Origin of the sequence: Enterococcus sp. C63, from assembly GCF_040887215.1 — a bacterium.
Taxonomy (GTDB): domain Bacteria; phylum Bacillota; class Bacilli; order Lactobacillales; family Enterococcaceae; genus Enterococcus_B; species Enterococcus_B hirae.
The window spans coordinates 25,922-49,850 of sequence record NZ_JBFOFI010000006.1; the positions used below are offsets into that span (position 1 = coordinate 25,922).

Consider the following 23,929-nt stretch of genomic DNA (forward strand, 5'->3'; position numbering starts at 1 on the left):
TTCTGGTTTGAACGGTCTATGTAAAATCCTATAAAAGGCTGTGACAGAAGTGTCTAGTTCTGAAAAATAAGCCGGAGAATCCGAAGATAGTTCTTCCTGTTTTTGGGATTTTTCGGCTATTCTTATCTGCCTGTCTATTGCTGTAGGTTTTTCTTGGTTTCCATAGCTTATGCTTTCAATATTGTGTATGATAAGGGTGGTGAATAAAATGACAAATAAAGAGCAATTAGATGAACTTTTATTGAATAAAACAACACCCGAAGTTGCCAGAGATCTTTTAGGGATGTATTTAGAATATGTTACGCCAACTGGTACCGTTGGTGGTTACATCGTTGATGCAGAGGCATATCTTGGTCCAGAAGATGAAGCGGCTCATAGTTTTGGGATGCGCAGAACCCCACGAGTGGCAGCGATGTATGAAAAGCCAGGAACGATTTATCTTTATACGATGCACACCCACCGTATTTTAAATATTATTACGCAACCTGAAGGGATTCCACAAGGGGTAATGATTCGTGCAATCGAGCCTGCAACTGGTGTGGCTCAAATGAGCATTAACAGAGGCGGGAAGACTGGTCCTGATATTAGTAACGGTCCCGGAAAATTGGTAGCAGCATTAGGATTACCACAAGAACTTTATGGACAATCGATTTTAGACAGTCCGTTGCATTTTGTTTTTGAAAAAACAAAAATACCTAAGAAAATCATGGCTTTGCCAAGGATCGGTATTCCTAACAAAGGAGAATGGACAGACAAACCATTACGTTTTGTAGTGGCTGGAAATCCATATCTATCATTACAAAGAAAGAACCTGGTGGAGGAAGACTGGGGCTGGAGGAAGAGAAAATGAAAAAAACAAACTTACTTGACTACTTAGACAAAACAATCGAAAAAACAATCACTGATTATGATGTGGCATTAGACTGGGATACGAAAAACCATACGATTGAAATCATTGTCCGACTATTTGCAGAAAATAAAGCGCATTTGGAAATCGATGATGCCCAAGGTGTAGTTTCCGAAGAAGAAATCATTGAATTTGAAGATGGCATTTTATTGTTCAATCCACAAAAATCCCATTTTGATGAAAAAGATTATTTAGCGGTTATTCCTTATGAAGGAAAGAAAGGGATAGCCAAATCGGTCATTGATGCATTGATTGAGTATTTGAACGAAGTATTAGCGCAAGGGCAAAGTGATCTCTTAGATTTTCTTGATGCAGATGATGAAACGGCAGTGTTTGAGTTGAATTGGGACAATCAACAGTTAGCAAAACTAGTCGAAGAAAAACAGCAAAATGAGACGGACGTCTATTTGCCTTATCCAAGTTATTAAGGAGTGAATGTCATGAAATGGAATGAAGTAAAAGTTGAAACCGCCAGTGAAGCAGTGGAAGCTGTGGCTAATATACTAATGGAAGCAGGAGCAAGCGGTGTTGCGATTGAAGATGCTTTAGACGTTGAAAATTTCAAGTCTGATCAATATGGGGAAATCTTGAATAAAGAAGATTTTACTTCATTAACAGAAGGCGCACTGGTGATGGCTTATTTCCCTGAAACGATTTTTTTACCAGAGATTTTGCCTTTTATCAAAGACCGTGTAGCTCAACTCCCAGAATTTGGCTTGGCGATCGGTAAAAATATCATCACCGTTAGTGAAGTGGAAGAAAGCAACTGGGCAACTGCTTGGAAAAAGTATTATCACCCAGTACGGATCACCAGAATGTTAACGATCGTGCCTAGTTGGGAAGCGTATCAAACAAGTGATCCATTAGAAAAGATCATTACATTAGATCCTGGAATGGCATTTGGAACAGGGACACATCCAACTACCTCTTTAACATTGCAAGCATTAGAAGCGGTATTGCGTGGTGGAGAAACACTTTTAGATGTAGGAACTGGTTCTGGCGTCTTAAGTATCGCAGCAAAATATTTAGGAGCCAAAGATGTTTATGCCTATGATCTGGATGAAGTGGCTGTTCGTGCAGCGAAAGAAAATATGGATATGAATGAAGTAGCCAAAGATGTTCACGTAGCTGCTAATGATTTATTGAACGGCATCACAATCGAAAGTGATGTTATCGTGGCGAACATCTTAGCAGATATTATTTTGTTGATGATCCCTGATGCTTGGCGCTTATTAAAACAAACGGGGCGCCTGATCGTATCTGGTATCATCGAAGAAAAAAAACAAATGGTCATTGACGCCATGAAAGAACAGGGCTTTGTCGTTGATCAAATTTTCCAACAAAAAGATTGGTATGCAATTATCTTGAAAAAGCCTGAGGTGGAATAAATGCAACGTTACTTTTTAGAAGAGGCGTATCAACCAAATACACGCTTCGAACTTTCGGGAGAGGTATTTCATCATATCGTACGGGTCATGCGCATGGCGCCAAAAGATCAAGTCTATTTAGCATTCAACGATCAAGTATCGATTCGTGCGGAGATCACAGAAATCAGTGAAGATACCGTTTATTTGAGCGAGCTTGAAAAAGAAAAAAGCCAAAAGGAATTACCCAATAACATCACGATTGCCAGTGGTTATCCAAAAGGGGATAAACTAGACTGGATCGTTCAAAAAGGAACAGAATTAGGGGCGCATGGATTTATTGGCTTTCCAGCTAAAACATCTATTGTAAAATGGGATGCGAAAAAAAGAAACAAACGTCAAGAACGTTTGAACAAAATTGCTCAAGAAGCAGCTGAACAATCTCATAGACAGATTGCGCCCCAAGTGGAATTATTGGAAAGTCAGCAAGCTCTTTTTGATCGACTATCTGCTTATGATGTGTTGTTGATTGCTTATGAAGAGTCAGCAAAACAAGGAGAACTAGCCAATTTAGCTAAGGTATTCCAAGAACTCACTGATGGTAGTCGGATTTTAGCCGTTTTTGGTCCTGAAGGAGGTCTTGCTCCTGAAGAAGTTGAAGCCTTTGTTGAAAAAGGTGGAATCTTATGTGGATTAGGACCACGGATTTTACGTACGGAGACGGCACCCCTTTATCTTTTAAGTGCGGCAAGTTATCAGTGGGAGCTCACTCACTGATAATAACTGAATAAAATCAGGAAAAATTGAAAAAATTCCGAACAATCTGTATAATAAAAACAATTATTTTATTGTAAACAACGGATGACATCAAATGAATGGTGTGCATGAGTTTGTTTCTAGTTATGTTATAAAAAAGAAGAATGGTTTTTAATATTATTCGGAGCAACAGCTGTTGTTCGTAACCTTTGAAAGGGGGATGTTCCATGCCAAAAGAAGAATTATTGACAGGTCCTGGAGTGATTAAATTGGTTAGCCAATACATGGGACCTGATCATGTAGCATTTGTTCAAAAAGCTTGCGATTATGCAACGGCTGCTCACGATGGCCAGTTTCGTAAATCAGGCGAACCATACATTATCCATCCTATCCAAGTTGCTGGGATCTTAGCTGATTTAAGAATGGACCCCCATACTGTTGCAACTGGTTTTTTGCATGATGTTGTAGAAGACACCGACGTTACTTTGGATGATTTGAAAGAAGAATTTGGTCCAGACGTTGCGATGTTAGTTGACGGTGTAACGAAACTAGGGAAAATCAAATACAAATCACATGAAGAACAATTAGCAGAAAATCATCGAAAGATGTTATTAGCTATGGCGCAAGATTTACGTGTAATTATGGTGAAATTAGCTGATCGACTACATAACATGCGTACGCTAAAACATCTTCGTGAAGATAAACAACGTCGAATCGCCCAAGAAACTTTAGAAATTTATGCACCATTAGCTCATCGCTTGGGGATCAGTCGAATCAAATGGGAATTAGAAGATACCGCACTTCGCTATCTCAATCCTAAACAATATTATCGAATCGTGCATTTGATGCAAACGAAACGAGAAGAACGAGAAAAATATGTCAACGCCACAGTCGAAGATATTCGTCTAGCAACAGAAGAACTAGATATTTATGCAGAAATCTATGGACGTCCTAAACACATTTATTCTATTTATCGGAAAATGAAAGACCAAAAGAAACAATTCAATGAAATCTATGATTTACTTGCAATACGGGTAATCGTTGACTCTATCAAGGATTGTTATGCTGTTTTAGGAGCAATCCATACCAAATGGAAACCAATGCCAGGGCGGTTTAAAGATTATATTGCTATGCCTAAAGCAAATATGTATCAATCCTTGCATACAACAGTCATTGGACCAGCTGGAAATCCGGTAGAGATCCAGATACGAACTCAAGAAATGCACGAAATCGCCGAGTTCGGGGTGGCTGCACATTGGGCATACAAAGAAGGTAAAAATGATAAGGTCGAACCAGATGGTATCACGAAACAATTAAGCTGGTTCCACGAAATCATTGAATTGCAAGATGAAAGTTATGACGCTTCAGAATTTATGGAAGGTGTCAAAGGAGATATCTTTAGTGATAAGGTCTATGTTTTCACTCCTAAAGGGGACGTGACAGAACTGCCAAAAGGTTCTGGACCTTTAGATTTTGCTTATAGTATCCATACTGACATTGGAAATAAAACAACGGGTGCCAAAATCAACGGCAAAATGGTTCAATTAGATTATAAGTTGAAAAATGGAGACATTATTGAGATTTTGACTTCTCCTAATTCGTTTGGTCCAAGTCGAGATTGGTTGAAATTAGTTGCTACGAGTAAAGCTCGCAATAAAATCAAACGTTTCTTCAAAGCGCAAGACAGAGAAGAAAATATCATCAAAGGACATGAAGCAATCACAAAATGTATTATCGATCTAGGCTTTGCACCAAAAGAAATTTTAGCAAAAAGTAAGCTGCAAGATGCTTTAGAAAAGCTGAATTATCAAACGGAAGATGATATGTATGCAGCTGTGGGTTATGGTGAAGTCAGTGCATTGACGATGGCGAACCGTTTGACTGAAAAAGAAAGAAAAGAACAAAAGATCGAGCAACAAAAACAAGAAGCTGAAGAAATCATGAACCAACCGAAAAAAGAACCGGAAAAAATGAAGGTTCGCCATGAAGGTGGTGTCGTGATTCAAGGTGTCGATAACTTGTTGATTCGGATCAGTCGTTGCTGTAACCCGATCCCTGGAGATGATATCGTGGGTTATATCACTAAAGGAAGAGGAATCTCAATTCACCGAAGAGACTGTCCGAATGTCCAAGTAGACAAGCCGAATGTGGCCGAACGCCTGATCGAAGTTGAATGGGAAGATACCTCGAATACCAGAAAAGAATATGATGCTGATCTGGAAATTTATGGTTATAATCGTTCCGGCATGTTAAATGATGTCTTACAAACGGTAAATACCATGACTAAAAACTTAAACAGCGTAGAAGCGAGAACCAACAAAGACAAAATGGCAACGATCCATTTAACAGTAGGGATCCAAAATCTTGCTCACCTAAAGAGCATCGTGGATAAAATCAAAGCTGTACCAGATGTGTATAGCGTGCGACGAACCAATGGTTAGGAGGAAAACACGTGAGAGCTGTTGTCCAGCGAGTAAGTAAAGCTTCAGTGACGATCGATCAACAAGAAGTTGGGACGATCGATCAAGGGCTGGTTATTTTACTAGGTATTCATGAAAAAGATACGCAAGATGATGTTGATTATTTAGTAAAAAAAATTGCACAAATGCGTATTTTTGAAGATGAACAAGGAAAAATGAACCGTAGTGTAGAAGATGTCGAAGGACAAATTTTGAGTGTGTCCCAATTTACGCTGTTTGCAGATACTAAAAAAGGAAATCGTCCAAGTTTCATCTCAGCAGCTCGTCCCGAAACAGCTATTCCACTATACGAGGCTTTTAATGAAGGGATTAGAAATAGAGGGATTACCGTAGCAACCGGCCAATTTGGAGCTGACATGGCAGTATCTTTGATCAATGACGGTCCGGTTACTATCATTATTGATTCTCAAAATAAATAAGAGATGCTAGTATATTCATAATTGATTGAAATAAGATGAGCAGGACTCGTCAATTTCTTTAACCGATCCTCAGTGATTCGCACAAGCGATGAATCTTTGAGTGATCGGTTTTTTGTGTGCCTACTCGAAAAGTGTCATACAGATGGGGGAACCTATTTTTTAAGGAAAAAAGAGTGATTTTAGAGGAGAAATAGTCCTAAAATCGAGTCCATTTGGTCTTTTTGGTTTTAGAACACTTTTTTTGTCAGCTATCTAAAAAAAGATAAGCTAATAATAGATGAAGTGTTCTATTGGAGGAGATAAAAGATGAAAGAGGTACCAGTAGTCGATATAAAGATAACCGAGATTAAAAAACGATATGAGCAAGGTTATCACTTGTTAGAGGAATTACGTAAAGAGGTAAATGCGCCAGTAGTGAAAGCAAAAATCTTCAATAAAGAAGCGATTGTGATCTATGGAAAAGAAGCCGCTCAAATTTTTTATGATCCAAGGAATTTCAAACGAAAAGGAGCAATGCCTAAATTAGTATTAAAAACGTTGTTTGGGAAAGATGGTGTTCAAACACTAGACGGTGCCCAACACCATCATCGCAAATCGATTTTTATGGATTTGATGACACCGGAAAGAATGGATACGTACCATCAAATTTTAGAAAAAAATTTGTCTCAAGCGTTAAACGAACAACATGGACAATTTGAATTATTTGATTTAAGTAAACAAGTACTATTTACTTCGATTTGTGAATGGTCAGGAATCAACTTAGCAGAATTGACCGATGAAGAAATCAATCAGTTCGCTGATTACCAAATTTCTATGATCAGTGGGACATTTACGTCGCCAATCGATCATATCAAAGGGGTTGAAAATCGTAAAAAATCTGAACAATGGGCTCAAAGGTTGATTGAGGATGCACGAGCAAACCCTGTTCCAAGTAAAGAAGATGTCGCTTTATATGCTTTTGCCCAAGCAACTGATCTTGATGGTAATTTGTTGCCAATCGAAGTGGCTGCGGTGGAATTGCTCAATATTATTCGACCAACTGTAGCATTGACAGTCTGGGCAGCTTTGATGGGACATGCTTTATTCAGTCGACCAGACTTAAAACAGCAGTTGAAAAATGACTTTACAGAACTTCAAGATCCGTTTATTCAGGAAATGCGCCGTTACTATCCATTTTTCCCAATGTTGCCAGCAATTGCTTTAAAAGATGTGTCAGTTGACGGCTATCTTATTCCTAAAGATAGTTGGGTTATTTTGGATCTATATGGGACGAATCATGATGAGCGTACAATCGATGTGCCAGATTCATTCATAATCAAACGTTATTTAGGGAAAGCAAAAGATCTTTCTTACGAAGAGGAATATGAGATGATTGCTCAAGGTGGAGGAGACTTTCGACAAATGCATCGCTGTGCAGGAGAATGGATCACTTTACACAGTTTACGGGTCTTTTCTGACCAATTAGTCAATCATTATGAATTTTCAGTACCTGAACAAGATTGGACGATCCCTAGTAATCAATTTCCAACTTATCCTAATAGTCGTGTACTCTTATATAAAGAATAGTACGTAGAAAATAAAAAGTCTGAAATATAAATCTCATTCTGTAGTGCCCCCCAAAAGTTAGACTAAAAAACTAACTTTTGGGGGGCGCTTTATTTTTTATTCTAAAACAAGTAAACGGTGTTCAAGAAGCAACTCCTCAGCAATAAGCGATGATTTTCTAAAATATGAGAAGCTATTTTAAAAAATCCTCTCTTATTCGCTCGGAGCTGATCGCTTCTTTCACAACCTCTTGTTTCAAAAGTTCTTTTAGTTTAGCTTTTTTTCTTTTTGTTTTAGACTAAAGAAAAAAGGAGGAATTGCGAATGGCAGAAATAAGAATTGGACATTCACAAGTTTACGCTGAACAACTTGGCTTAGGAGCGAATGCGATCGGTGGTCATAATCTCTTTGCTAACTTAAAAGATGAAACTGGGAAAGAAGTTGTACGAACCGCTTTGCAAAACGGCATCAATTTAATTGATACTGCTTATGCTTATGGAAATGGACGTTCAGAAGAACTGATCGGTGAAGTCTTGCAAGAAAATGAATTTGATCGTTCACGGGTGATCATTGCCACTAAAGCTGCCCATGTTCCTGGACAAAAAGGGGTATTCAATAATTCACCAGAATTTTTGACCCGTTCTGTAGAAGAAGCACTCCGACGTTTACAAACTGATTATATTGATATTTTTTATATCCATTTTCCAGATAAAGAAACGCCAAAAAATGAAGCAGTCGCTGCGTTGCACAAACTAAAAGAAGCAGGGAAGATCCGTGCAATCGGTGTTTCTAATTTTTCAATGGCTCAACTGAAAGAAGCAAATCAAGATGGTTATGTTGATGTTGTTGAAGATAAATTTAGTTTGATCCATCGTGAAGCTGAAAAAGAACGTTGGCCTTATCTTGAACAACATAACATTAGTTTCGTCCCTTATTTTCCACTTGCTTCCGGCTTGTTAACGGGAAAATATCACTTAAATAGTCTTCAAAGTATGGCGCCAGATGACCCTCGTAAGAAGAATCCGGATTTTCAAGGAGAGAGGTTTGAAAAAATCATTCAGGCTGTCGAACAACTTGCACCGATTGCGAAAAACAATCAAGCTAGTATTGCTCAACTCGTTTTAGCTTGGTATATGAAAAATCCACGGATTTCTGTCGTGATACCTGGAGCGAAAAAACCGGAACAAGTTAGAGATAATGCTCGTGCATTAGATATTCATTTATCGTCCACTGATTACCATACCATTGATCAACTCTTTAAAGATTTTTAGAAAAATACAGAGAAGGTCGTGACAGAAGAAGTTAGCTCTGAAAAAAATGAGCGTGTGCTGGAATGAAGGAGGCTAGTAATTAAGGAGATGTTTCATTCAGCTAGTCGGTTAGCACCTTATTAATTCTCAGCTGATTTACAGATTTTTCTTGACTTTACGCCTTGTTTTTAGTAGGTTATAGGTAATATTGAAAATATCAATGAAAGAGCGAGTAAGTTTCTGAAGCTTTACAAGAGAGGATCATCAAGGCTGAAAATGATCTAAAGTTTTAGGTTCTAAAAGACACTCTGGAGATGGACGAGTGAAAAGCCGTCCCGTGTACGAGCGTTAATCGTTAGAGGAAAGAGCAATCTTTCAAAAATAGGTGGTACCGTGTATGAATTAGTCATTCACCCTTGTTCGTAATGAATAAGGGTGGATTTTTTTTTACATAGAAAAGTAAAGGGGAGAAAAAAATGAGTTTCCAAAGACCAAAAGGAACAAATGATATTTTACCTGGTGAGTCAGAAAAATGGCAGTTCGTGGAAGAAACAGCGCGTTTATTGTTTAGAGATTATCAATACAATGAAATCCGCACGCCTATTTTTGAACACTATGAAGTCATTTCTCGAAGTGTAGGGGATACAACGGATATCGTGTCAAAAGAAATGTATGATTTCTATGACAAAGGGGAACGCCACATCACTTTACGTCCAGAAGGAACAGCACCGATCGTTCGTTCTTTTGTGGAACATAAATTATTTGGACCAGAATATGCAAAACCTTATAAAACATTTTATATGGGACCAATGTTTCGTTATGAACGCCCTCAAAAAGGTCGTTTACGTCAATTCCATCAAATCGGAGTAGAAGCTTTTGGTTCTGACAATCCAGCAACTGACGTAGAAAGTATGGTTATGGCCCTTGATTTCTTCAAACAATTAGGAATCACTCAAATTCGATTAGTGATCAACTCGCTAGGAGATAAAGAAACGCGTCAAGCATATCGTCAAGCATTGATCGACTATCTTTCACCATTTGAAAAAGAGTTGAGTGAAGATTCACAACGTCGTTTGCATGAGAATCCGTTGCGGGTGTTAGATAGTAAAGACAAACGTGATCAAAAGTTTGTTGCTGATGCACCATCGATTTTAGATTTCTTAAGCGAAACAGCACAAAAACATTTTGATATGGTCGTTGCTATGTTGGATGCACTTAATATACCTTACGAAATCGATAGCACGATGGTTCGAGGGTTGGATTACTATACACATACAATCTTTGAGATTATGAGTGATGCACCAAAGATGGGCGCACAAGCGACGATTTGTGCAGGTGGACGTTACGATAATTTGGTTGAAGAACTAGGCGGACCTCAAACACCCGGTTTTGGTTTTGCGATGGGGATCGAACGCTTGCTGTTAACAATGGAAGCAGAAGAAGTCGTGATTCCGGCATTTAATGAATTAGATGCTTATGTTGTGGCTTTAGGCGAAGAAACGAATATCGAAGCATTGAAACTGGTGCAAACGATCCGCAATTTTGGGTTTTCAGCTGATCGTGATTTTATGGATCGTAAAGCAAAAGCACAATTCAAAACGGCTGATAAAGCGAATGCTAAGTTAGTGTTAGTTATTGGCGGAGATGAGCTGGAAAACCAAACGGTCACAGTCAAATCAATGGCTAATAGAAAAGAAAAAAGCTTTAGTTTAACAGAAGTTTATGAACATTTTGATGAAGTCTATGATGAAATGACTTTATTCGAGTAGGAGGAAAAAGAAAAATGGCACAAAGAACAACTTATTGCGGTTTGATTTCAGCAAAAGAACTAGATCAAACTGTTACATTAAAAGGGTGGGTACAAAAGCGAAGAGACCTAGGGGGAGTAATCTTTATTGATTTACGTGACCGAGAAGGAATCGTCCAAATCGTTTTCAATCCTGAAGTCAATAAAGAAGCATGGGAAATCGCGGATAAATGTCGGAGTGAATACGTGATTGAAATCACTGGTGTGGTTCGTAAACGTGAGGAGCTAGCCATCAACCCTAAAATGGTCACTGGTGAATATGAAGTATTCGCAAACGAAATTGTTATCTTGAACAAAGCAAAAACACCACCGTTTTTGATTGAAGACGATCAAACAGTCGGAGACGAGATCCGTATGAAATATCGTTATTTAGATTTGCGTCGTCCAAAAATGACGAAAAATATCAAAATGAGAAATGAAACAACGAAAGCAATCCGTCATTATTTAGATGATAATGATTTCATGGATATCGAAACACCTTATTTAGGAAAATCAACGCCAGAAGGGGCTCGTGACTATCTTGTTCCTTCGCGTGTTTACCCAGGGCACTTTTATGCTTTACCTCAATCACCGCAGTTGTTTAAACAATTATTGATGAACGCAGGGTTTGATCGTTACTACCAAATCGTTCGTTGTTTCCGTGACGAAGATCTTCGTGGTGATCGTCAGCCAGAATTTACTCAAGTAGATATTGAAACGACATTCTTGACGGCAGAAGAAATCCAAGATTATACCGAAGGCTTGATTGCGAAAGTGATGAAAGATGTTCGTGGAATCGACGTTACTTTACCGTTTCCTCGCATGACGTATGACGAAGCAATGAATCGCTACGGTAGTGATAAACCAGATACACGTTTTGAGATGGAGTTGATCGACTTAAGTGAAATCGTCAAAGATGTTGATTTCAAAGTCTTCCAAATGGCTCTTGAAAAAGGTGGCGTCGTCAAAGTTTTAAATGCTAAAAATGCTTCAAGCAACTACTCTCGTAAAGATTTAGATAATCTTGGGCAATACGCTAGCCAATTTGGTGCGAAGGGATTAGCTTGGCTAAAAGTAGAAGAGGACGGCTTGAAAGGTCCAATCGCTAAATTTATGGGAGATGCAACAGAAGCAATCGTTCAAGCGACAAACGCTGAAGTTGGAGACATTTTATTATTTGGTGCGGATACAAAAGAAATCGTAGCTGCAACACTAGGGGCAATCCGTACACGCTTAGGAAAAGAATTAGGCTTAATTGATGAATCAAAATTCAATTTCTTGTGGATCACAGAATGGCCACAATTTGAATATTCTGCAGAAGAAGGACGCTACGTATCCGCTCATCATCCATTTACGATGCCAAAAGAAGAAGATCTTGAACGCTTGAGTACAGATCCAGCTAGTGTCTATGCAGAAGCATATGATATCGTATTGAATGGCTATGAGCTAGGCGGTGGCTCAATCCGGATCCATACTCGTGAAATCCAAGAAAAAGTCTTAGAAACTTTAGGCTTTACGAAGGAACAAATGGAAGAACAATTTGGTTTCCTATTAACTGCATTGGATTATGGTTTCCCACCACATGGCGGTATTGCTCTTGGCTTGGACCGTTTTGTGATGTTACTTGCTGGTGAAGAAAACATTCGTGAAGTTATTGCTTTCCCTAAAAATGGTAGAGCAGCAGATGTCATGAGTGATGCACCAAGTACGGTATCAGATGCCCAATTATTTGACTTGAATATTGATGTAACCAGCATGGACTAAGTTTATTCGTATTGAACAAAAGACTAGTAACTCAATTCCATTGATCGTTTTATAAATAATAAGTACGGGAGTCTGGACTAGGTGTAAAAAGACTCTCGTACTTGTTTATGTTGTCTTGATTTAATTCCAAAACGATTTATAATTAAGTCATAGCGTATAATGTCAGTTGAGTTTTAACCCATATTTTCAATGGATGCTACGTTTAGTGATGCGATAGGCGAAGAATGAATCCTTCTTTTTGGTTAGTGTAATGATGGATCATTATAGAGTAGTCACTGAACGTAATCGTTCGTTCTTTCATTATATACTACGTATCTTTACTCACTATCCAAATTAAAATTAAGAAAGGAAATTCCGGGTAAAGAGAGAAATTGACTTCCAGCCAATGATTGTCTCTTCATACGAATTCATATGAAAATTACGAGATCGTAACCGGAAATACAAAGCAATGAAAAAAACTTTCGAAAATTGGGCGCATCATGATTATACGACCAAGCTTTCGGTATCTATCGTTTATGCATTGATTGCATCAGTAGCACTAAACTTTTTTTATCAACCAGGACATATTTATTCAAGCGGAATCACTGGCTTGGCACAAATACTGACTACTTTATCTAAATCGTTGATTGGATTCGAAGTACCCGTCTCAACGACTTTATACTTATTGAATATTCCTTTATTTGTTCTTGCTTGGGTGAAGATCGGTAAGAAGTTTACGATTTTTACATTTATCACCGTGACATTGACGTCACTTTGTATCCATATCCTTCCTCTAACGGTTCTTTCAACTGATCCAATCATCTGCGCGATTTTTGGGGGAGCTGTGATGGGGTTAGGGATCGGGTTAGCCTTAAGAAATGGCTTATCCTCAGGTGGTTTGGATATCGTCAGTATCACTATTCGTAAAAAGACAGGAAAATCGATTGGTTCAATTTCGATTTACTTCAATGCATTGATTGTTTTCGTAGCTGGTATCCTTTTTGGCTGGCAATACATGTTTTATAGCGCACTTTCGATCTTTGTCAGTGGGAAAGTAACCGACGTGATGTATACGAAACAAAAGAAAATGCAAGTGATGATCGTAACGAAGCATCCCGAACGAGTAGTCAATGAAATCCAAAACTGTATGCGTCGTGGAATCACGATCATCAATGAGGCAGAAGGAGCTTACAAGCACGATAAACAAACGGTGTTGATGACGATCGTTACACGCTATGAGTTGCCTTTGTTAAGAGAAGCGATGAAAGCTTCTGATCCACAAGCGTTTGTCAGTATCGCCGAAAATGTCCAAATTCTTGGTCGGTTTTATGAAGAGGGCGTTTAGTGCAAGTGCAACTTATTGACAGAAAAAGTGACATATCCAAATAAATGAATCGATCAGTGTGGCTGGAAACAACTTTATTCTACAAATCGTTTGATAAAGTTGGGCATTGTGTAGCTTGATTTGTATCTGGAGGGTGAGAATCTTCAAACAGTTTATCCTGTTTTGAGATTTTCACCCTTCATTTTGCTAAATTTGTCGTAACGATCTTAGTAAAGTGATTCTTTCAGTTAGATGTAATCTTACTGAGACTTCAAGGTTATTTTTAGTTATACGTTGTTCATAGTTGAATTTTTATTAAAGTTGCGGAAAAAGTTATTCTTTTTTTCAAAGTTTTATGGGAAGATAGAAATGATAGCGAAAATCACATGAATTTTTCTTGCTATTTTTGTACAATACACGTATATTACAAATGAAAAAAGTTTATGAAAAGTTGGAATATTGAATGGAAAAACAAAAAAGGTTAAAAAATAGTCGCTACATTACTGGTTTTGACGGTATTCGTTCTTTGGCAGTAGTAGGAGTGATTTTGTACCATTTGCTCCCTACAAGTTTGAAGGGTGGTTATTTGGGCGTCCCGATATTTTTTGTTGTATCAGGCTATTTGATCACTGATTTATTACGGCAAGAATGGGAACAAAATGGCAAAATCAATATTTGGCAGTTTTATGTCCGACGAATGAAAAGGTTATATCCAGGATTAGTGTTTTTACTAATCACTGCATCTGCTTATATTACGTTATTTCAACGAGGGTTATTGAATAACTTACGAGGAACAGTCGTTAGTAGTTTATTGTATGTCAACAACTGGTGGCAAATAAAAAATGGTTTGTCTTATTTTGATCGATTTGCCAATGAATCACCGTTTACCCATATTTGGTCATTGGCGGTGGAAGGTCAAAACTACTTAGTTTGGCCCATTCTTTTTGTTTTGTTAATGGTTTTTGTACGTAAAAAGAAGTGGATCGTTTATACAGTCTTAGGAGGATCACTTATTTCTGCGATCCTCATGATGATCCTGTTTACGCCAGGCGGCGATCCAACTCGAGTATATTATGGAACAGATACGCGATTGTTTTCAATTTGGTTAGGAAGTGCTTTGGCTTTTGTCTGGCCAAGTACCCGATTGAAAAAAAATATTCCAAAGCAAGCAAAACGGGTGTTGAATCTAGCCGGATTGATTTCACTGATCGCATTGATCCTCTTCTTTTTCTTGTTAGATGATCATTATAGTTTTGTCTATTATGGGGGCATGCTGTTAGTTAGTCTCTTCTGTGTCGTTTTAGTTGCGGTAACAGCGCATCCAGGCGCAAGTGTGAACAAATGGTTAACCAATCCCGTGTTTTCTTGGATCGGTAAACGAAGTTACGGCATCTATCTGTATCAATTTCCAGTCATGATTTTTTATGAAGCAAAAGTTGCGAATATTGCGGATCATGTTTTGCTTCATACATTGATCGAGATTTCATTGATCCTGATCATTAGCGAACTTTCTTATCGCTACATTGAACGTCCTTTGGCACGATTCGATTATGGACAAACGATTCAAGTAGTCAAAGGCTGGTTCACTAAGCCGATTATCAGCAAGCAAAAACCTTGGGTCATTCCGGGAACATTGATGGTTTTGATCGCTCTTGTTGGTTTTGTTACAGCACCTAAGAATTCAGTGACTGCGGATCAAAAAAAATTACAAGCACAAATTGCTGAAAGTAAAAGATTGGCGGAGGAAAGCCAGAAAAATGAAGATAATAATTCCAACACCGTTGATCAAGCAGTTCTTGATAAATATGGGCTAACAGCTAAACAAGGAAAGAAAGCGCAGAAATTAGAATTGACAGCATTTGGGGACTCAGTCATGTTAGATGCAGCGACTGATTTGAAGGAGTTATATCCTAAAGTTGTTGTTGATGGAGACGTTGGTCGACAATTATATGCGAGTGAGCCATATATTGAAGAACTGAAAAAACAAAACTTATTGAAAGATACGGTTTTGATTGGCTTAGGAACAAATGGAGCCTTTTCTGAATCGCAATTTGATAGCATCATGAGTGCCTTAGGAGATCGTAAAGTTTACTGGGTAAATGTCCGCGTTCCTACAAAACGTTGGCAAAACGATGTGAATGCCTTGTTAGCACAAATGGCTAAAAAATACGATAATCTTACATTGATCGACTGGTATGATTATAGTAATAGCCACAATGATTGGTTTTATGATGACCAAGTACATCCAAATCCAGAAGGAATGAAACACTATATCCATTTAGTAAGTGAAACTTTATTAGGGAAAGATAAAACGAAGAAAACTGTTTCAAGTGAATCAACCCAAAATGATACGAATACTAATAGTGGTAGTGTAGCTAGTTCTGCTAATGGAAATGGTAGTACGGAATAGTTGAATAAGAGATAAGACATCTTGATTTTCCAGCTCTTTGTCAATAAGGACTGATAAGTGCTATAAAATTAAATCCGGGTCAGAATGAACCTCATTCTGACCCGGATTTTTTGTTATTTCACGTTAATTAATTGATTGCTCAAAAAGATCCTAATATTCATGTTCTCAAATGATTTAAATCCGTAAGCTACACGTTTGACTGTCTTTATGGGGGGATTCTTTGCTTCTATTTTTCCATTAGAGTAAGGGTAAATCAGTGCATTGGTAATTCCTTCTTCATAAGAAAGAAGGTTTTGAAGTTTCGCTCAAAAGCGATCATCCAGCGCTTCTGGAAGTTTTCTTAATAAGGAGAAGAATAAGATAGAATCTTTGAGATGAAACATCTTCTTCTTCCTAGGTCAATTAATAGTTGAAAAAATAATAAATAAAATCAAAAGTATAATTTCAATCAGTGGTTCAATCCAAATTTTTTCTGAATTTATAAATACATTCTTTTTATTTTTAACTAGTCCACCACCATATTCTTTTGGAAGTATTAGTTCCAAGAGAAAACCAAATAATAATGGTATTAAAAATACATACTTAGATCCTTTTATTAGTAAGTAGACAGAAGAAAAACTAAGTAAGAACTGTATTACTTTGACTATTCTAATAGAACGAATCGTTTTTAATTTCAATATACTGTCACCTTTCGTTTATACAAGAATCATAACTTTATCTTTCCTATAAAGTTAATACGCCAGTGTATTGATAATATGCACCAATATGCGTGCCGTTTTTATACTTGCCCGTCCACTTCACATAGCCTTGGTATTTTTTTCCGTCTTTATATTTAACTTGCCAAATTTTTGTCAAGCTTGGAATCCAACGACTTGATCCATGTGGTTTGTTTTGCATATAAACATACTCAGAAAAATTAAGCGTGCTGGCGCTACTATGTATCATTAATCCTGACATGTCATACTGTATATTATTAGTGGGTTCGGCTATAACTTCTTCAGTACCAGCCATAGTGTTTTCACTGGCAAAAGCAACTTCATCTATAATAATCATTGAACACGTCATTACCATGTATGTAGTTAAAATTAAGCCTTTTAGTATCACTTTTTTCATTATTCTTCACCTCCTTAAATTAATTTGACACCATACTTCCTATTTCAATTTATCACGTTACCTTTAAATGCTGCCGATATTTTCACAAAGTATCGTTTTAAACTTATAACTGCTAATAATTTTTGATTTTTGGTTGTAACTTTATGTAAAAATCATCAAATCCATAAAACGCCTCAACATTATTTTAATTCTTTGTCAATAAGAACCGATGAGTGGTATAAATTCAAATACGGATCAGAATGAACCTCATTCTGACCCGGATTTTTTGTTATTTAACGTCAATTAATTGATTGCTCAAAAAGATCCTAATATTCATGTTCTCAAATGATTTAAATCCGTAAGCTACACGTTTGACTGTCTTTATGTGGGGATTCTTCTGGAAGCTTTCGTAAGCAACCTCGATACATCATCAGTCCCATAAATTATAGAGCCGATTTTCCTCTATCAATAAGTGCTGAACTCATTTGAAAGGATCTCAAGATGTCTTTTCAATTGTTTGAAGTAGGTAACAATCAACAGCCAAAAAACTAATTTTTGTGTTTTTGTTTAGTTCTCGTACATTCCCTTAAAAGGTCGATTCAGCCCCAGTAATATTGACCCAAATTATTGTTCTGGCAACATGTGAGAGGGCTGTGTCTTTAAATACCGTTCTTTTTGAGTGCGCGTGAGTTTTTTAAAGGCTGCTTCGGCTTTTGTTGCGTCACTCCTAGTTGCAAACACCTCAGCATGGATCATTTTGACGGGGCGCCTTTTTTGTAATCGGGTATATTTAGCTCCTGTCCCATGATTGTGTTCTGCTAATCTTCTTGAAAGATCCGTCGTATAGCCACCGTAAAACGTGCCATCTTTACAAGCTAAGACATAAAAATAATGCTCACTGGCCATAAAGAATTTCTCGGATTTCATTTGTATAGCTACCATCAGGCATGTATGTGATCAACGGTGAAGCAACTTTAAAGCCATCTAATTTGCCTTCTTTGATTCCTTCGATCAACAAAATATTTGCCTCTTTCCCCATTTTTGGATAAACGAATTGAATTTTTTTAGGGGCGATACGGTGTTTTTCTAGTAACTGAATAATTTCTAAAAAGCGGTCTGGGCGATGGACCATTGCAAAGCGTCCATTGGTTTTTAATAATTTACTAGAAATTTGGATCACATCTTCAAGGGTAGTATGGATTTCATGTCGAGCAATCGCTAAATGCTCATTCGGATTTTTTTTATTGGTTGGTAATCCCTTAAAATAAGGGGGATTACAGACGACTAAATCACATGAATTATGACGAACAACGGATAAACTTTCTTTTAAATCAAGCGTATGGATGGTCATTTGGTGTGTTAGCTCGTTTAATTGGATACTACGTCTTGCCATATCCGCTAAACGTGGTTGAATTTCGATTCCATCAATCAACGCATTCGTTCGTTTGCTCAAAAAAAGACCGACTGCACCATTTCCTGCACAGAGGTCAACGATTTGTCCTTTTTTCGGTACACGTGCAAAATGAGCAAGTAAAACAGCGTCTAGTGAAAAAGAAAAAACGTGAGGACTTTGAATGATTTTAATATCATTTGCATATAATTGATCGATCCGTTCATCTTCGTGAAGCATGGGTTCCCTCCAAAATGAAAAAACTAAGTGATTGTATTATACTATTTTTATAAAAAAGAACCAAGGTACCTTGTAAAGTTTCCTAAATTTAGGCATACTATGACCATACACCTAGAAAGGAAGAGACTATGTTCTATCGATTTATGAGAGGGCTAGTCCGAGTGATCTTAGCAGTGATCAACGGCAATGCCCGATATGAAAATAAAGAAGTTTTACCACAAGATGAGAATTATATTTTGGTAGCGCCACATCGAACTTGGTGGGATCCTTTATATCTTGCTGTAGCAGCTTCGCCTAAAGAATTTAGCTTTATGGCAAAAGAAGAATTATTCAAAAATCCAGTATTACGATTTATTTTGACACATGCCCATGCGTTTCCAGTAAAAAGAGAAAATCCAGGACCTAGTGTCATCAAAACGCCTGTTAAAATTTTAAAATCTACTCATTTAGGTTTGATCATGTTCCCAAGTGGAACAAGACATGCAACGGAATTAAAAGGCGGAATGGCATTGATTTCTAAAATGTCAAAAGCAAAAATCGTTCCTGCTGTCTACCAAGGACCATTGACTTTGGGTGACTTATTCAAGCGCAAACGTGTGGTTGTGCGTTTTGGTGAACCAATCGATTTGTCTGATATCAAAAAAACAGACAAAGAAGGAATGGCAGAAATCGAACGTAGAACACAAGCCGCTTTCGATCAACTAGACAAAGAAGTCAATCCTGACTTTAAATATGAAATCAAAAATAAAAAGTAAATGATTCTTTTTCAATAAAAATCAAAGCGCAAGGTAATGATAAAAGTTGTGATTCTTTCTAAGCATGGGACTATCTATGTTTATACGGAATCAGCAACTTTTTTTCATTGTCTATTTGTTTTAGTCCGTAATGATCCTAGGTATCATGTAATGAGGGGAAGTGTTATAATAATTAGAAGGACATTTTTTGAGGTGATGAGATGCGTTTTTTACATACAGCTGATTGGCATATTGGAAAAAAACTACAAGGATACGATCGAATCAAGGAACAAGAGCATGTTTTAACCCAGATCTTAGCAATTGCAAAAGAAGAAAATGTTGATGCAATCGTGATTGCGGGAGATCTTTATGATCGAAGTGTTCCGTCAGTGGATGCCATTGAAGTGTTCAATCAATTGATGGTCGAATGGAATCTACGGGAAGGATTTCCGATTTTTGCGATATCCGGAAATCATGATAGCGGTATTCGTCTTTCGACAGGAACACCTTGGTTCAGTCAGTCCGATTATTATTTACAAACTAGATTGGCAGAAGCCTTTCAACCAATCATATTCAAGGATACGCAATTTTTCCTTTTGCCTTATTTTGAACCAATCTCAGCGAGGATATATTTTGAAGATGAGCAGATACGCACCATTCAACAAGCAATGGAAAAAGTCATTGAGAAAATGAAAACGCAGTTTGACTCAACAAAAAAACAAGTGTTAGTGAGTCACTTTTTTGTGACCGGGAGTATGAAATCAGATTCAGAAACCAAAATTGAAGTAGGCGGATTAGATGCTGTTCCAGGAGATTTACTTGAACCATTTGATTATGTCGCATTAGGACACCTCCACAATCAAGCAGCATTGAATCAAAAAAATGCCCGTTACAGTGGGTCGCCTTTAAAATTTTCATTGTCAGAAATCAATCAAAAAAAAGGTGTTTGGATCGTAGATTTAGAAGAGGACGTCTCTTTGAATTTTCGAGAACTGACCCCGTTATATGATATTGAAGAAATAACAGCAAGTTTTAAAGAGCTGTTGAATCCAGATTTTTATCAGACGATCAATCGTGAAAATTATCTCCAAATTTATTTGGAAGATCGAACGATTATCCCTAACATGATGAATCAATTAAGAAAAATCTATCCACGGATACTTGGTGTGGAACGTTCAAACGGTCGAGTAGAACTGAAACAGGGAAAACAAAAAAAGATGATGACAAAGGATCCACATAAGATCGCACAAGGCTTTTTCAAAGAAATGACCAAGGAACAGTTGACGAACAAGCAGGAAATCTGGTTAAAAGAAACGCTACAAGAACTCACGGACAGGAATGATCAGTAATGAAACCCAAGAAATTACGACTAAAAAATTTTGGTCCTTTTATTGACGAGACAATTGATTTTGCGAAATTGACCGAAGCACCACTATTTTTGATTACTGGAAAAACAGGTGCAGGAAAAACGACTCTTTTTGATGGAATGACTTATGCATTGTTTGGTGAAACTTCTGGCAGAATCAGGACTGGTAAAGAAATGCGGTCTCTTTTTGCTACGCCTGAAGAAGAAACGTGTGTCTTTTTTTCATTTGAGCATCAGCGCCTGAATTATGAGATTGAACGTAAGCCAGAACAACTCTTGGCCAAACGTAAAGGTGAAGGCAATCGAAAGCAAGCAGCAAAAGTTTCTTTGACGATCTTTGATGAAGCGGGCAAAGAAATGCGCCAATACACGAAACGTAGTGAAGTGGATCAATTAATCAAAGAATTAATGAATCTGGATGCGAAACAGTTTTCTCAGATCGTTTTACTACCTCAAGGAGAATTTCGTAATTTTTTAATTTCATCAAGTAGTGAGAAAGAAATTGTCTTACGTAATTTGTTTGGCACGCAATTTTTCCAACAACTTAATGAACAATTGAAAGAAAAAGCCAAAGAACATCAAAAAAAATTAGATCATCTTGAGCAAGAATTGAGTTTGCTGCAAAAACGGTTTATCCCTTTGGACACAGGAACGGTTCCTGAAACCTTAAGTTTTGATGCGTTATTCACTTATTGGCAGGCAGAGCAAACAACATTACAAGAAAGACTTCTCCAAGAAAAAAATAAACTGGTTCATTTACAAGAACAACAAAAGCAATTAGAAGATACCTATTATCATTCGCAAACATTGCAAACACGTCAGGAAGAAAAGCAAAAATTAGAGCAAAAACATGCAGAATTGATCAAGCAAGAAAGTGAAATCAATGAAATAAAACAATGGATCACTCATTATGAATTTTCTGAACGACTGTTCGACACGTTGACACGAAGCCAAGAATACCAGAAAGAACAAGCAGAACTGATTGATAAAGAACAGACTTGTTCTGAAATATTCGTTCAACAAGAACAAGCGTATGCACAGTGGCATAAAGATGAACCTGAAAGAAAAAATGCCCAACAAGAAATGGAACATGCAGCGAATCGATTACAAGTCATGAAGTCATTAATCCCAATTGCGGAAGAATGGCAAAAAAAGCAAAATGAAAGTGAAGAGTTACAAAAGGCTAAGAAAAAAGCAGAAGAAAAAGAACAAAAAATTCTTCAAGAACAAGTCCAGTTAAAAGAAGAAGAACAAAGACTAGCAGAACTGCTGCTTGACCAAGATCGCTTGCACAGTGATCAATTGTGTTACGAACAACTTCGGCATGAGCAAGAAAAGTACCAAACTATCCTTACAGAAAATCACCAGAATACAGAACAGTTAAAGATGAATCAAACCAAGTTGTCCGAACTGATCACAAAACTCCAAGCTCAACAAGTAATGTTAAGCAAACAAAATAATCAAGTTGATCTTTTAAAGAGTCAATGGGCAAGCCAACAAATTGCGAAGTTGCAATTGCTATTATTACCAGGGCAACCTTGTCCAGTTTGTGGGTCAACGGAGCATCCTAAACAACAAAATGAGTATGTATTGCCTAATCAAGAAGAATTTGTCCAACTGGAAGCAAATTTAGCCGAGGCAGAAACAAATCTTGAACAAATCAATCAAGAAATAGGGCGTAGTGAAGCAGAAAAAGCACAAATAGAACAAAAAATAGCTGACTTGGAAAACTTCGGAACAGAAAAACAAGTAGAGATCCAAAAAAGCAAAGAACGATTACAACATTTGATCCAGCAATCGTTTAAATTTGCCATAGCAGATGATCCTCTTGTATCCTTAGAAAAAATCCAGCATGATTTGGATTCGCGTGCAGAGGCCATCACACAGGCAAAAATCGCTACTCAAACACTAACTGAACGTTTAAGTCTTATCGAAGATCAGCGAAAGAAGATCACCGAACAAATCAGCCAAAACAAAGAAGAGCTCCAACAAGTACAAGGGGAGCTTGTTACCTTGACGAAACAGTTAGAAGGACAAAATACTCAGACTTTGATTGAGGATGTCAACCAATTAGAAGAAAATGTTGCGATGAAAGCCCAATGGTTAGCAGAAGAAAAAACAAAAGAACTTCGTTTTTCTCAAGAAATCAGTTTGTTAAAAGCGCAAATGGCTAATATTCATGAGCAACAGGCAAAAATTGAAAATAAAATTCAGCGTATCCAAGAGCAAATTTCAGCAAAAATAAAAGAGCAAGCTTACTTTAAAGAAGCAGATGAGGTATTGGCATTTGCTAAACAAACAGTTGAATACCAAGAGAAGAGTCAACTGGTCAACGAATATGAGAAAGAACGATTAATCGTTGAAGACCGCTTAAGCCAGTTGAACTATGTTGCTTTAGCTGAAACACTTCCTGATTTAGAACAATTGGAGCAACAACTAGATGAACTAAAAGCTGCGGTTCAAACACAACAGGAACATTGTTATCACTTGCAAGAGCAAGAACAGCAGAATCAGCAAATCATCGAAGAATTTTCTTCGATTTATCAAGCGAGTCAAGAACAATTAGATGAATTGATCCAACTACAACAATTATCGCAAACGATGAATGGGGAAAACCCTAGAAAAACCAGCTTGGAAAGATACGTACTACAAGTGTATTTACAAGAAGTACTACAAGTGGCAAATGTGCGATTGCAACGTCTGACGAAAAATCGTTACCAATTTGAGCTTGCAGATGAAGTGGGAAGTTACCGTGGGAAAACAGGGTTGGAGATCAATATCTATGATGATGAAGCAGGTCTGACACGTGGGGCTCATACGCTATCTGGTGGCGAAAGTTTTATTGCAGCTTTATCCTTAGCGTTGGCTTTAGCTGAAGTGATCCAGACACAAGCCGGTGGTGTGTTGATCGAAGCGTTATTCATTGATGAAGGATTTGGATCGTTAGATGAAGAAGCACTTGAAATGGCGATTGAAGCATTAGAAACAATTGAAAGTGAAGGTCGTATGATCGGGATCATCAGCCATGTGAGAGAATTAAAAGAACGAGTAGTACAACAAATCAGAATCGAAACAGAAGGTAGCGGACAAAGTAAAGTACGCTATCATCTTGGATAAGAGGGG

Annotated in this window: 19 protein-coding genes and 2 pseudogenes; 15 read left to right on the forward strand and 6 right to left on the reverse strand. The window is 37.5% G+C overall.

Translation table 11 applies throughout. The features are described 5' to 3' along the window. Positions 1–208 precede the first annotated feature (208 nt). The 12 genes from AB3H90_RS09700 (at position 209) to AB3H90_RS09755 (ending at position 15,984) form a co-directional block, all read left to right on the forward strand. Positions 209–850, forward strand: a complete 642-nt coding sequence (locus AB3H90_RS09700) for a DNA-3-methyladenine glycosylase (RefSeq protein WP_010737082.1) — start codon at positions 209–211, stop codon at positions 848–850. Continuing rightward, the gene (locus tag AB3H90_RS09705; RefSeq protein ID WP_053766270.1) at positions 847–1,335 is read left to right on the forward strand and encodes a DUF3013 family protein; all 489 of its coding nucleotides are present in this window, start codon (positions 847–849) and stop codon (positions 1,333–1,335) included. Before AB3H90_RS09700 ends, AB3H90_RS09705 begins: the two co-directional genes overlap by 4 nt. Positions 1,336–1,347: 12 nt before the next feature. Continuing rightward, positions 1,348–2,295: a 50S ribosomal protein L11 methyltransferase gene (prmA, locus tag AB3H90_RS09710; protein ID WP_368016645.1), complete on the forward strand. Its 948-nt coding sequence runs from the start codon at positions 1,348–1,350 to the stop codon at positions 2,293–2,295. Beyond that, a complete protein-coding gene (locus tag AB3H90_RS09715; RefSeq protein WP_368016646.1) occupies positions 2,296–3,048 on the forward strand; it encodes a 16S rRNA (uracil(1498)-N(3))-methyltransferase in 753 nt (250 codons plus the stop codon). A 206-nt stretch (positions 3,049–3,254) separates the two neighbouring features. Next, positions 3,255–5,468 carry a bifunctional (p)ppGpp synthetase/guanosine-3',5'-bis(diphosphate) 3'-pyrophosphohydrolase gene (locus AB3H90_RS09720; protein WP_010720880.1) on the forward strand — a complete coding sequence of 738 codons (2,214 nt, stop codon included), beginning with the start codon at positions 3,255–3,257 and terminating at the stop codon, positions 5,466–5,468. 11 nt (positions 5,469–5,479) lie between these two features. Next, the gene (dtd, locus tag AB3H90_RS09725; RefSeq protein WP_368016647.1) at positions 5,480–5,926 is read left to right on the forward strand and encodes a D-aminoacyl-tRNA deacylase; all 447 of its coding nucleotides are present in this window, start codon (positions 5,480–5,482) and stop codon (positions 5,924–5,926) included. A gap of 306 nt (positions 5,927–6,232) precedes the next feature. Further along, complete coding sequence (locus tag AB3H90_RS09730; RefSeq protein WP_368016648.1) at positions 6,233–7,492, forward strand: cytochrome P450; 1,260 nt, start codon at positions 6,233–6,235, stop codon at positions 7,490–7,492. A 302-nt stretch (positions 7,493–7,794) separates the two neighbouring features. Then, on the forward strand, positions 7,795–8,742 hold the full coding sequence (locus AB3H90_RS09735; protein WP_126343149.1) for an aldo/keto reductase: 948 nt from the start codon (positions 7,795–7,797) through the stop codon (positions 8,740–8,742). Between the two features lie 455 nt (positions 8,743–9,197). Continuing rightward, a complete protein-coding gene (hisS, locus tag AB3H90_RS09740; RefSeq protein ID WP_010720876.1) occupies positions 9,198–10,490 on the forward strand; it encodes a histidine--tRNA ligase in 1,293 nt (430 codons plus the stop codon). A gap of 14 nt (positions 10,491–10,504) precedes the next feature. Beyond that, positions 10,505–12,271: an aspartate--tRNA ligase gene (gene aspS / locus AB3H90_RS09745; RefSeq protein WP_034699943.1), complete on the forward strand. Its 1,767-nt coding sequence runs from the start codon at positions 10,505–10,507 to the stop codon at positions 12,269–12,271. A gap of 448 nt (positions 12,272–12,719) precedes the next feature. Then, positions 12,720–13,595: a YitT family protein gene (locus tag AB3H90_RS09750; protein WP_010720874.1), complete on the forward strand. Its 876-nt coding sequence runs from the start codon at positions 12,720–12,722 to the stop codon at positions 13,593–13,595. Between the two features lie 442 nt (positions 13,596–14,037). Continuing rightward, a complete protein-coding gene (locus AB3H90_RS09755; protein WP_010720873.1) occupies positions 14,038–15,984 on the forward strand; it encodes an acyltransferase family protein in 1,947 nt (648 codons plus the stop codon). 113 nt (positions 15,985–16,097) lie between these two features. Here AB3H90_RS09755 and AB3H90_RS09760 read toward each other — a convergent pair. The 6 genes and pseudogenes from AB3H90_RS09760 to AB3H90_RS09785 all read right to left on the reverse strand — a co-directional run. Further along, positions 16,098–16,355, reverse strand: a pseudogene (locus AB3H90_RS09760) (transposase); the annotation flags it as partial. Positions 16,356–16,382: 27 nt separating this feature from the next. Then, a complete protein-coding gene (locus AB3H90_RS09765) occupies positions 16,383–16,661 on the reverse strand; it encodes a hypothetical protein (protein WP_081128426.1) in 279 nt (92 codons plus the stop codon). 46 nt (positions 16,662–16,707) lie between these two features. Beyond that, the gene (locus AB3H90_RS09770) at positions 16,708–17,097 is read right to left on the reverse strand and encodes a hypothetical protein (RefSeq protein WP_368016649.1); all 390 of its coding nucleotides are present in this window, start codon (positions 17,095–17,097) and stop codon (positions 16,708–16,710) included. Positions 17,098–17,365: 268 nt separating this feature from the next. Next, a pseudogene (locus tag AB3H90_RS09775) lies at positions 17,366–17,473 on the reverse strand (transposase); the annotation flags it as partial. A 227-nt stretch (positions 17,474–17,700) separates the two neighbouring features. Further along, positions 17,701–17,982, reverse strand: a complete 282-nt coding sequence (locus AB3H90_RS09780) for a GIY-YIG nuclease family protein (protein ID WP_053766274.1) — start codon at positions 17,980–17,982, stop codon at positions 17,701–17,703. Beyond that, positions 17,972–18,706 carry a tRNA1(Val) (adenine(37)-N6)-methyltransferase gene (locus tag AB3H90_RS09785; protein WP_010720871.1) on the reverse strand — a complete coding sequence of 245 codons (735 nt, stop codon included), beginning with the start codon at positions 18,704–18,706 and terminating at the stop codon, positions 17,972–17,974. Before AB3H90_RS09785 ends, AB3H90_RS09780 begins: the two co-directional genes overlap by 11 nt. Before the next feature lie 128 nt (positions 18,707–18,834). On the opposite strand from AB3H90_RS09785, the gene AB3H90_RS09790 reads away from it, so the two are divergent. From AB3H90_RS09790 to AB3H90_RS09800, 3 genes are all read left to right on the forward strand, one after another. After that, positions 18,835–19,461: a 1-acyl-sn-glycerol-3-phosphate acyltransferase gene (locus AB3H90_RS09790; RefSeq protein ID WP_010720870.1), complete on the forward strand. Its 627-nt coding sequence runs from the start codon at positions 18,835–18,837 to the stop codon at positions 19,459–19,461. A 200-nt stretch (positions 19,462–19,661) separates the two neighbouring features. Beyond that, positions 19,662–20,789, forward strand: a complete 1,128-nt coding sequence (locus tag AB3H90_RS09795; protein WP_010737095.1) for an exonuclease SbcCD subunit D — start codon at positions 19,662–19,664, stop codon at positions 20,787–20,789. Continuing rightward, positions 20,789–23,923 carry an AAA family ATPase gene (locus AB3H90_RS09800; protein WP_368016650.1) on the forward strand — a complete coding sequence of 1,045 codons (3,135 nt, stop codon included), beginning with the start codon at positions 20,789–20,791 and terminating at the stop codon, positions 23,921–23,923. Before AB3H90_RS09795 ends, AB3H90_RS09800 begins: the two co-directional genes overlap by 1 nt. Positions 23,924–23,929: the final 6 nt, after the last annotated feature.

What these genes read in the sequence shown, in the direction of transcription:
- AB3H90_RS09735 (WP_126343149.1), top strand. Translation starts at nt 7,795, where the DNA reads ATGGCAGAAATAAGAATTGGACATTCACAAGTTTACGCTGAACAACTT.
- AB3H90_RS09780 (WP_053766274.1), bottom strand. Translation starts at nt 17,982, where the DNA reads ATGGCCAGTGAGCATTATTTTTATGTCTTAGCTTGTAAAGATGGCACG.
- prmA (WP_368016645.1), top strand. Translation starts at nt 1,348, where the DNA reads ATGAAATGGAATGAAGTAAAAGTTGAAACCGCCAGTGAAGCAGTGGAA.
- AB3H90_RS09750 (WP_010720874.1), top strand. Translation starts at nt 12,720, where the DNA reads ATGAAAAAAACTTTCGAAAATTGGGCGCATCATGATTATACGACCAAG.
- AB3H90_RS09705 (WP_053766270.1), top strand. Translation starts at nt 847, where the DNA reads ATGAAAAAAACAAACTTACTTGACTACTTAGACAAAACAATCGAAAAA.
- AB3H90_RS09700 (WP_010737082.1), top strand. Translation starts at nt 209, where the DNA reads ATGACAAATAAAGAGCAATTAGATGAACTTTTATTGAATAAAACAACA.
- AB3H90_RS09790 (WP_010720870.1), top strand. Translation starts at nt 18,835, where the DNA reads ATGTTCTATCGATTTATGAGAGGGCTAGTCCGAGTGATCTTAGCAGTG.
- AB3H90_RS09800 (WP_368016650.1), top strand. Translation starts at nt 20,789, where the DNA reads ATGAAACCCAAGAAATTACGACTAAAAAATTTTGGTCCTTTTATTGAC.
- AB3H90_RS09730 (WP_368016648.1), top strand. Translation starts at nt 6,233, where the DNA reads ATGAAAGAGGTACCAGTAGTCGATATAAAGATAACCGAGATTAAAAAA.
- AB3H90_RS09785 (WP_010720871.1), bottom strand. Translation starts at nt 18,706, where the DNA reads ATGCTTCACGAAGATGAACGGATCGATCAATTATATGCAAATGATATT.
- AB3H90_RS09795 (WP_010737095.1), top strand. Translation starts at nt 19,662, where the DNA reads ATGCGTTTTTTACATACAGCTGATTGGCATATTGGAAAAAAACTACAA.
- AB3H90_RS09720 (WP_010720880.1), top strand. Translation starts at nt 3,255, where the DNA reads ATGCCAAAAGAAGAATTATTGACAGGTCCTGGAGTGATTAAATTGGTT.
- aspS (WP_034699943.1), top strand. Translation starts at nt 10,505, where the DNA reads ATGGCACAAAGAACAACTTATTGCGGTTTGATTTCAGCAAAAGAACTA.
- hisS (WP_010720876.1), top strand. Translation starts at nt 9,198, where the DNA reads ATGAGTTTCCAAAGACCAAAAGGAACAAATGATATTTTACCTGGTGAG.
- AB3H90_RS09770 (WP_368016649.1), bottom strand. Translation starts at nt 17,097, where the DNA reads ATGAAAAAAGTGATACTAAAAGGCTTAATTTTAACTACATACATGGTA.
- AB3H90_RS09755 (WP_010720873.1), top strand. Translation starts at nt 14,038, where the DNA reads ATGGAAAAACAAAAAAGGTTAAAAAATAGTCGCTACATTACTGGTTTT.
- AB3H90_RS09715 (WP_368016646.1), top strand. Translation starts at nt 2,296, where the DNA reads ATGCAACGTTACTTTTTAGAAGAGGCGTATCAACCAAATACACGCTTC.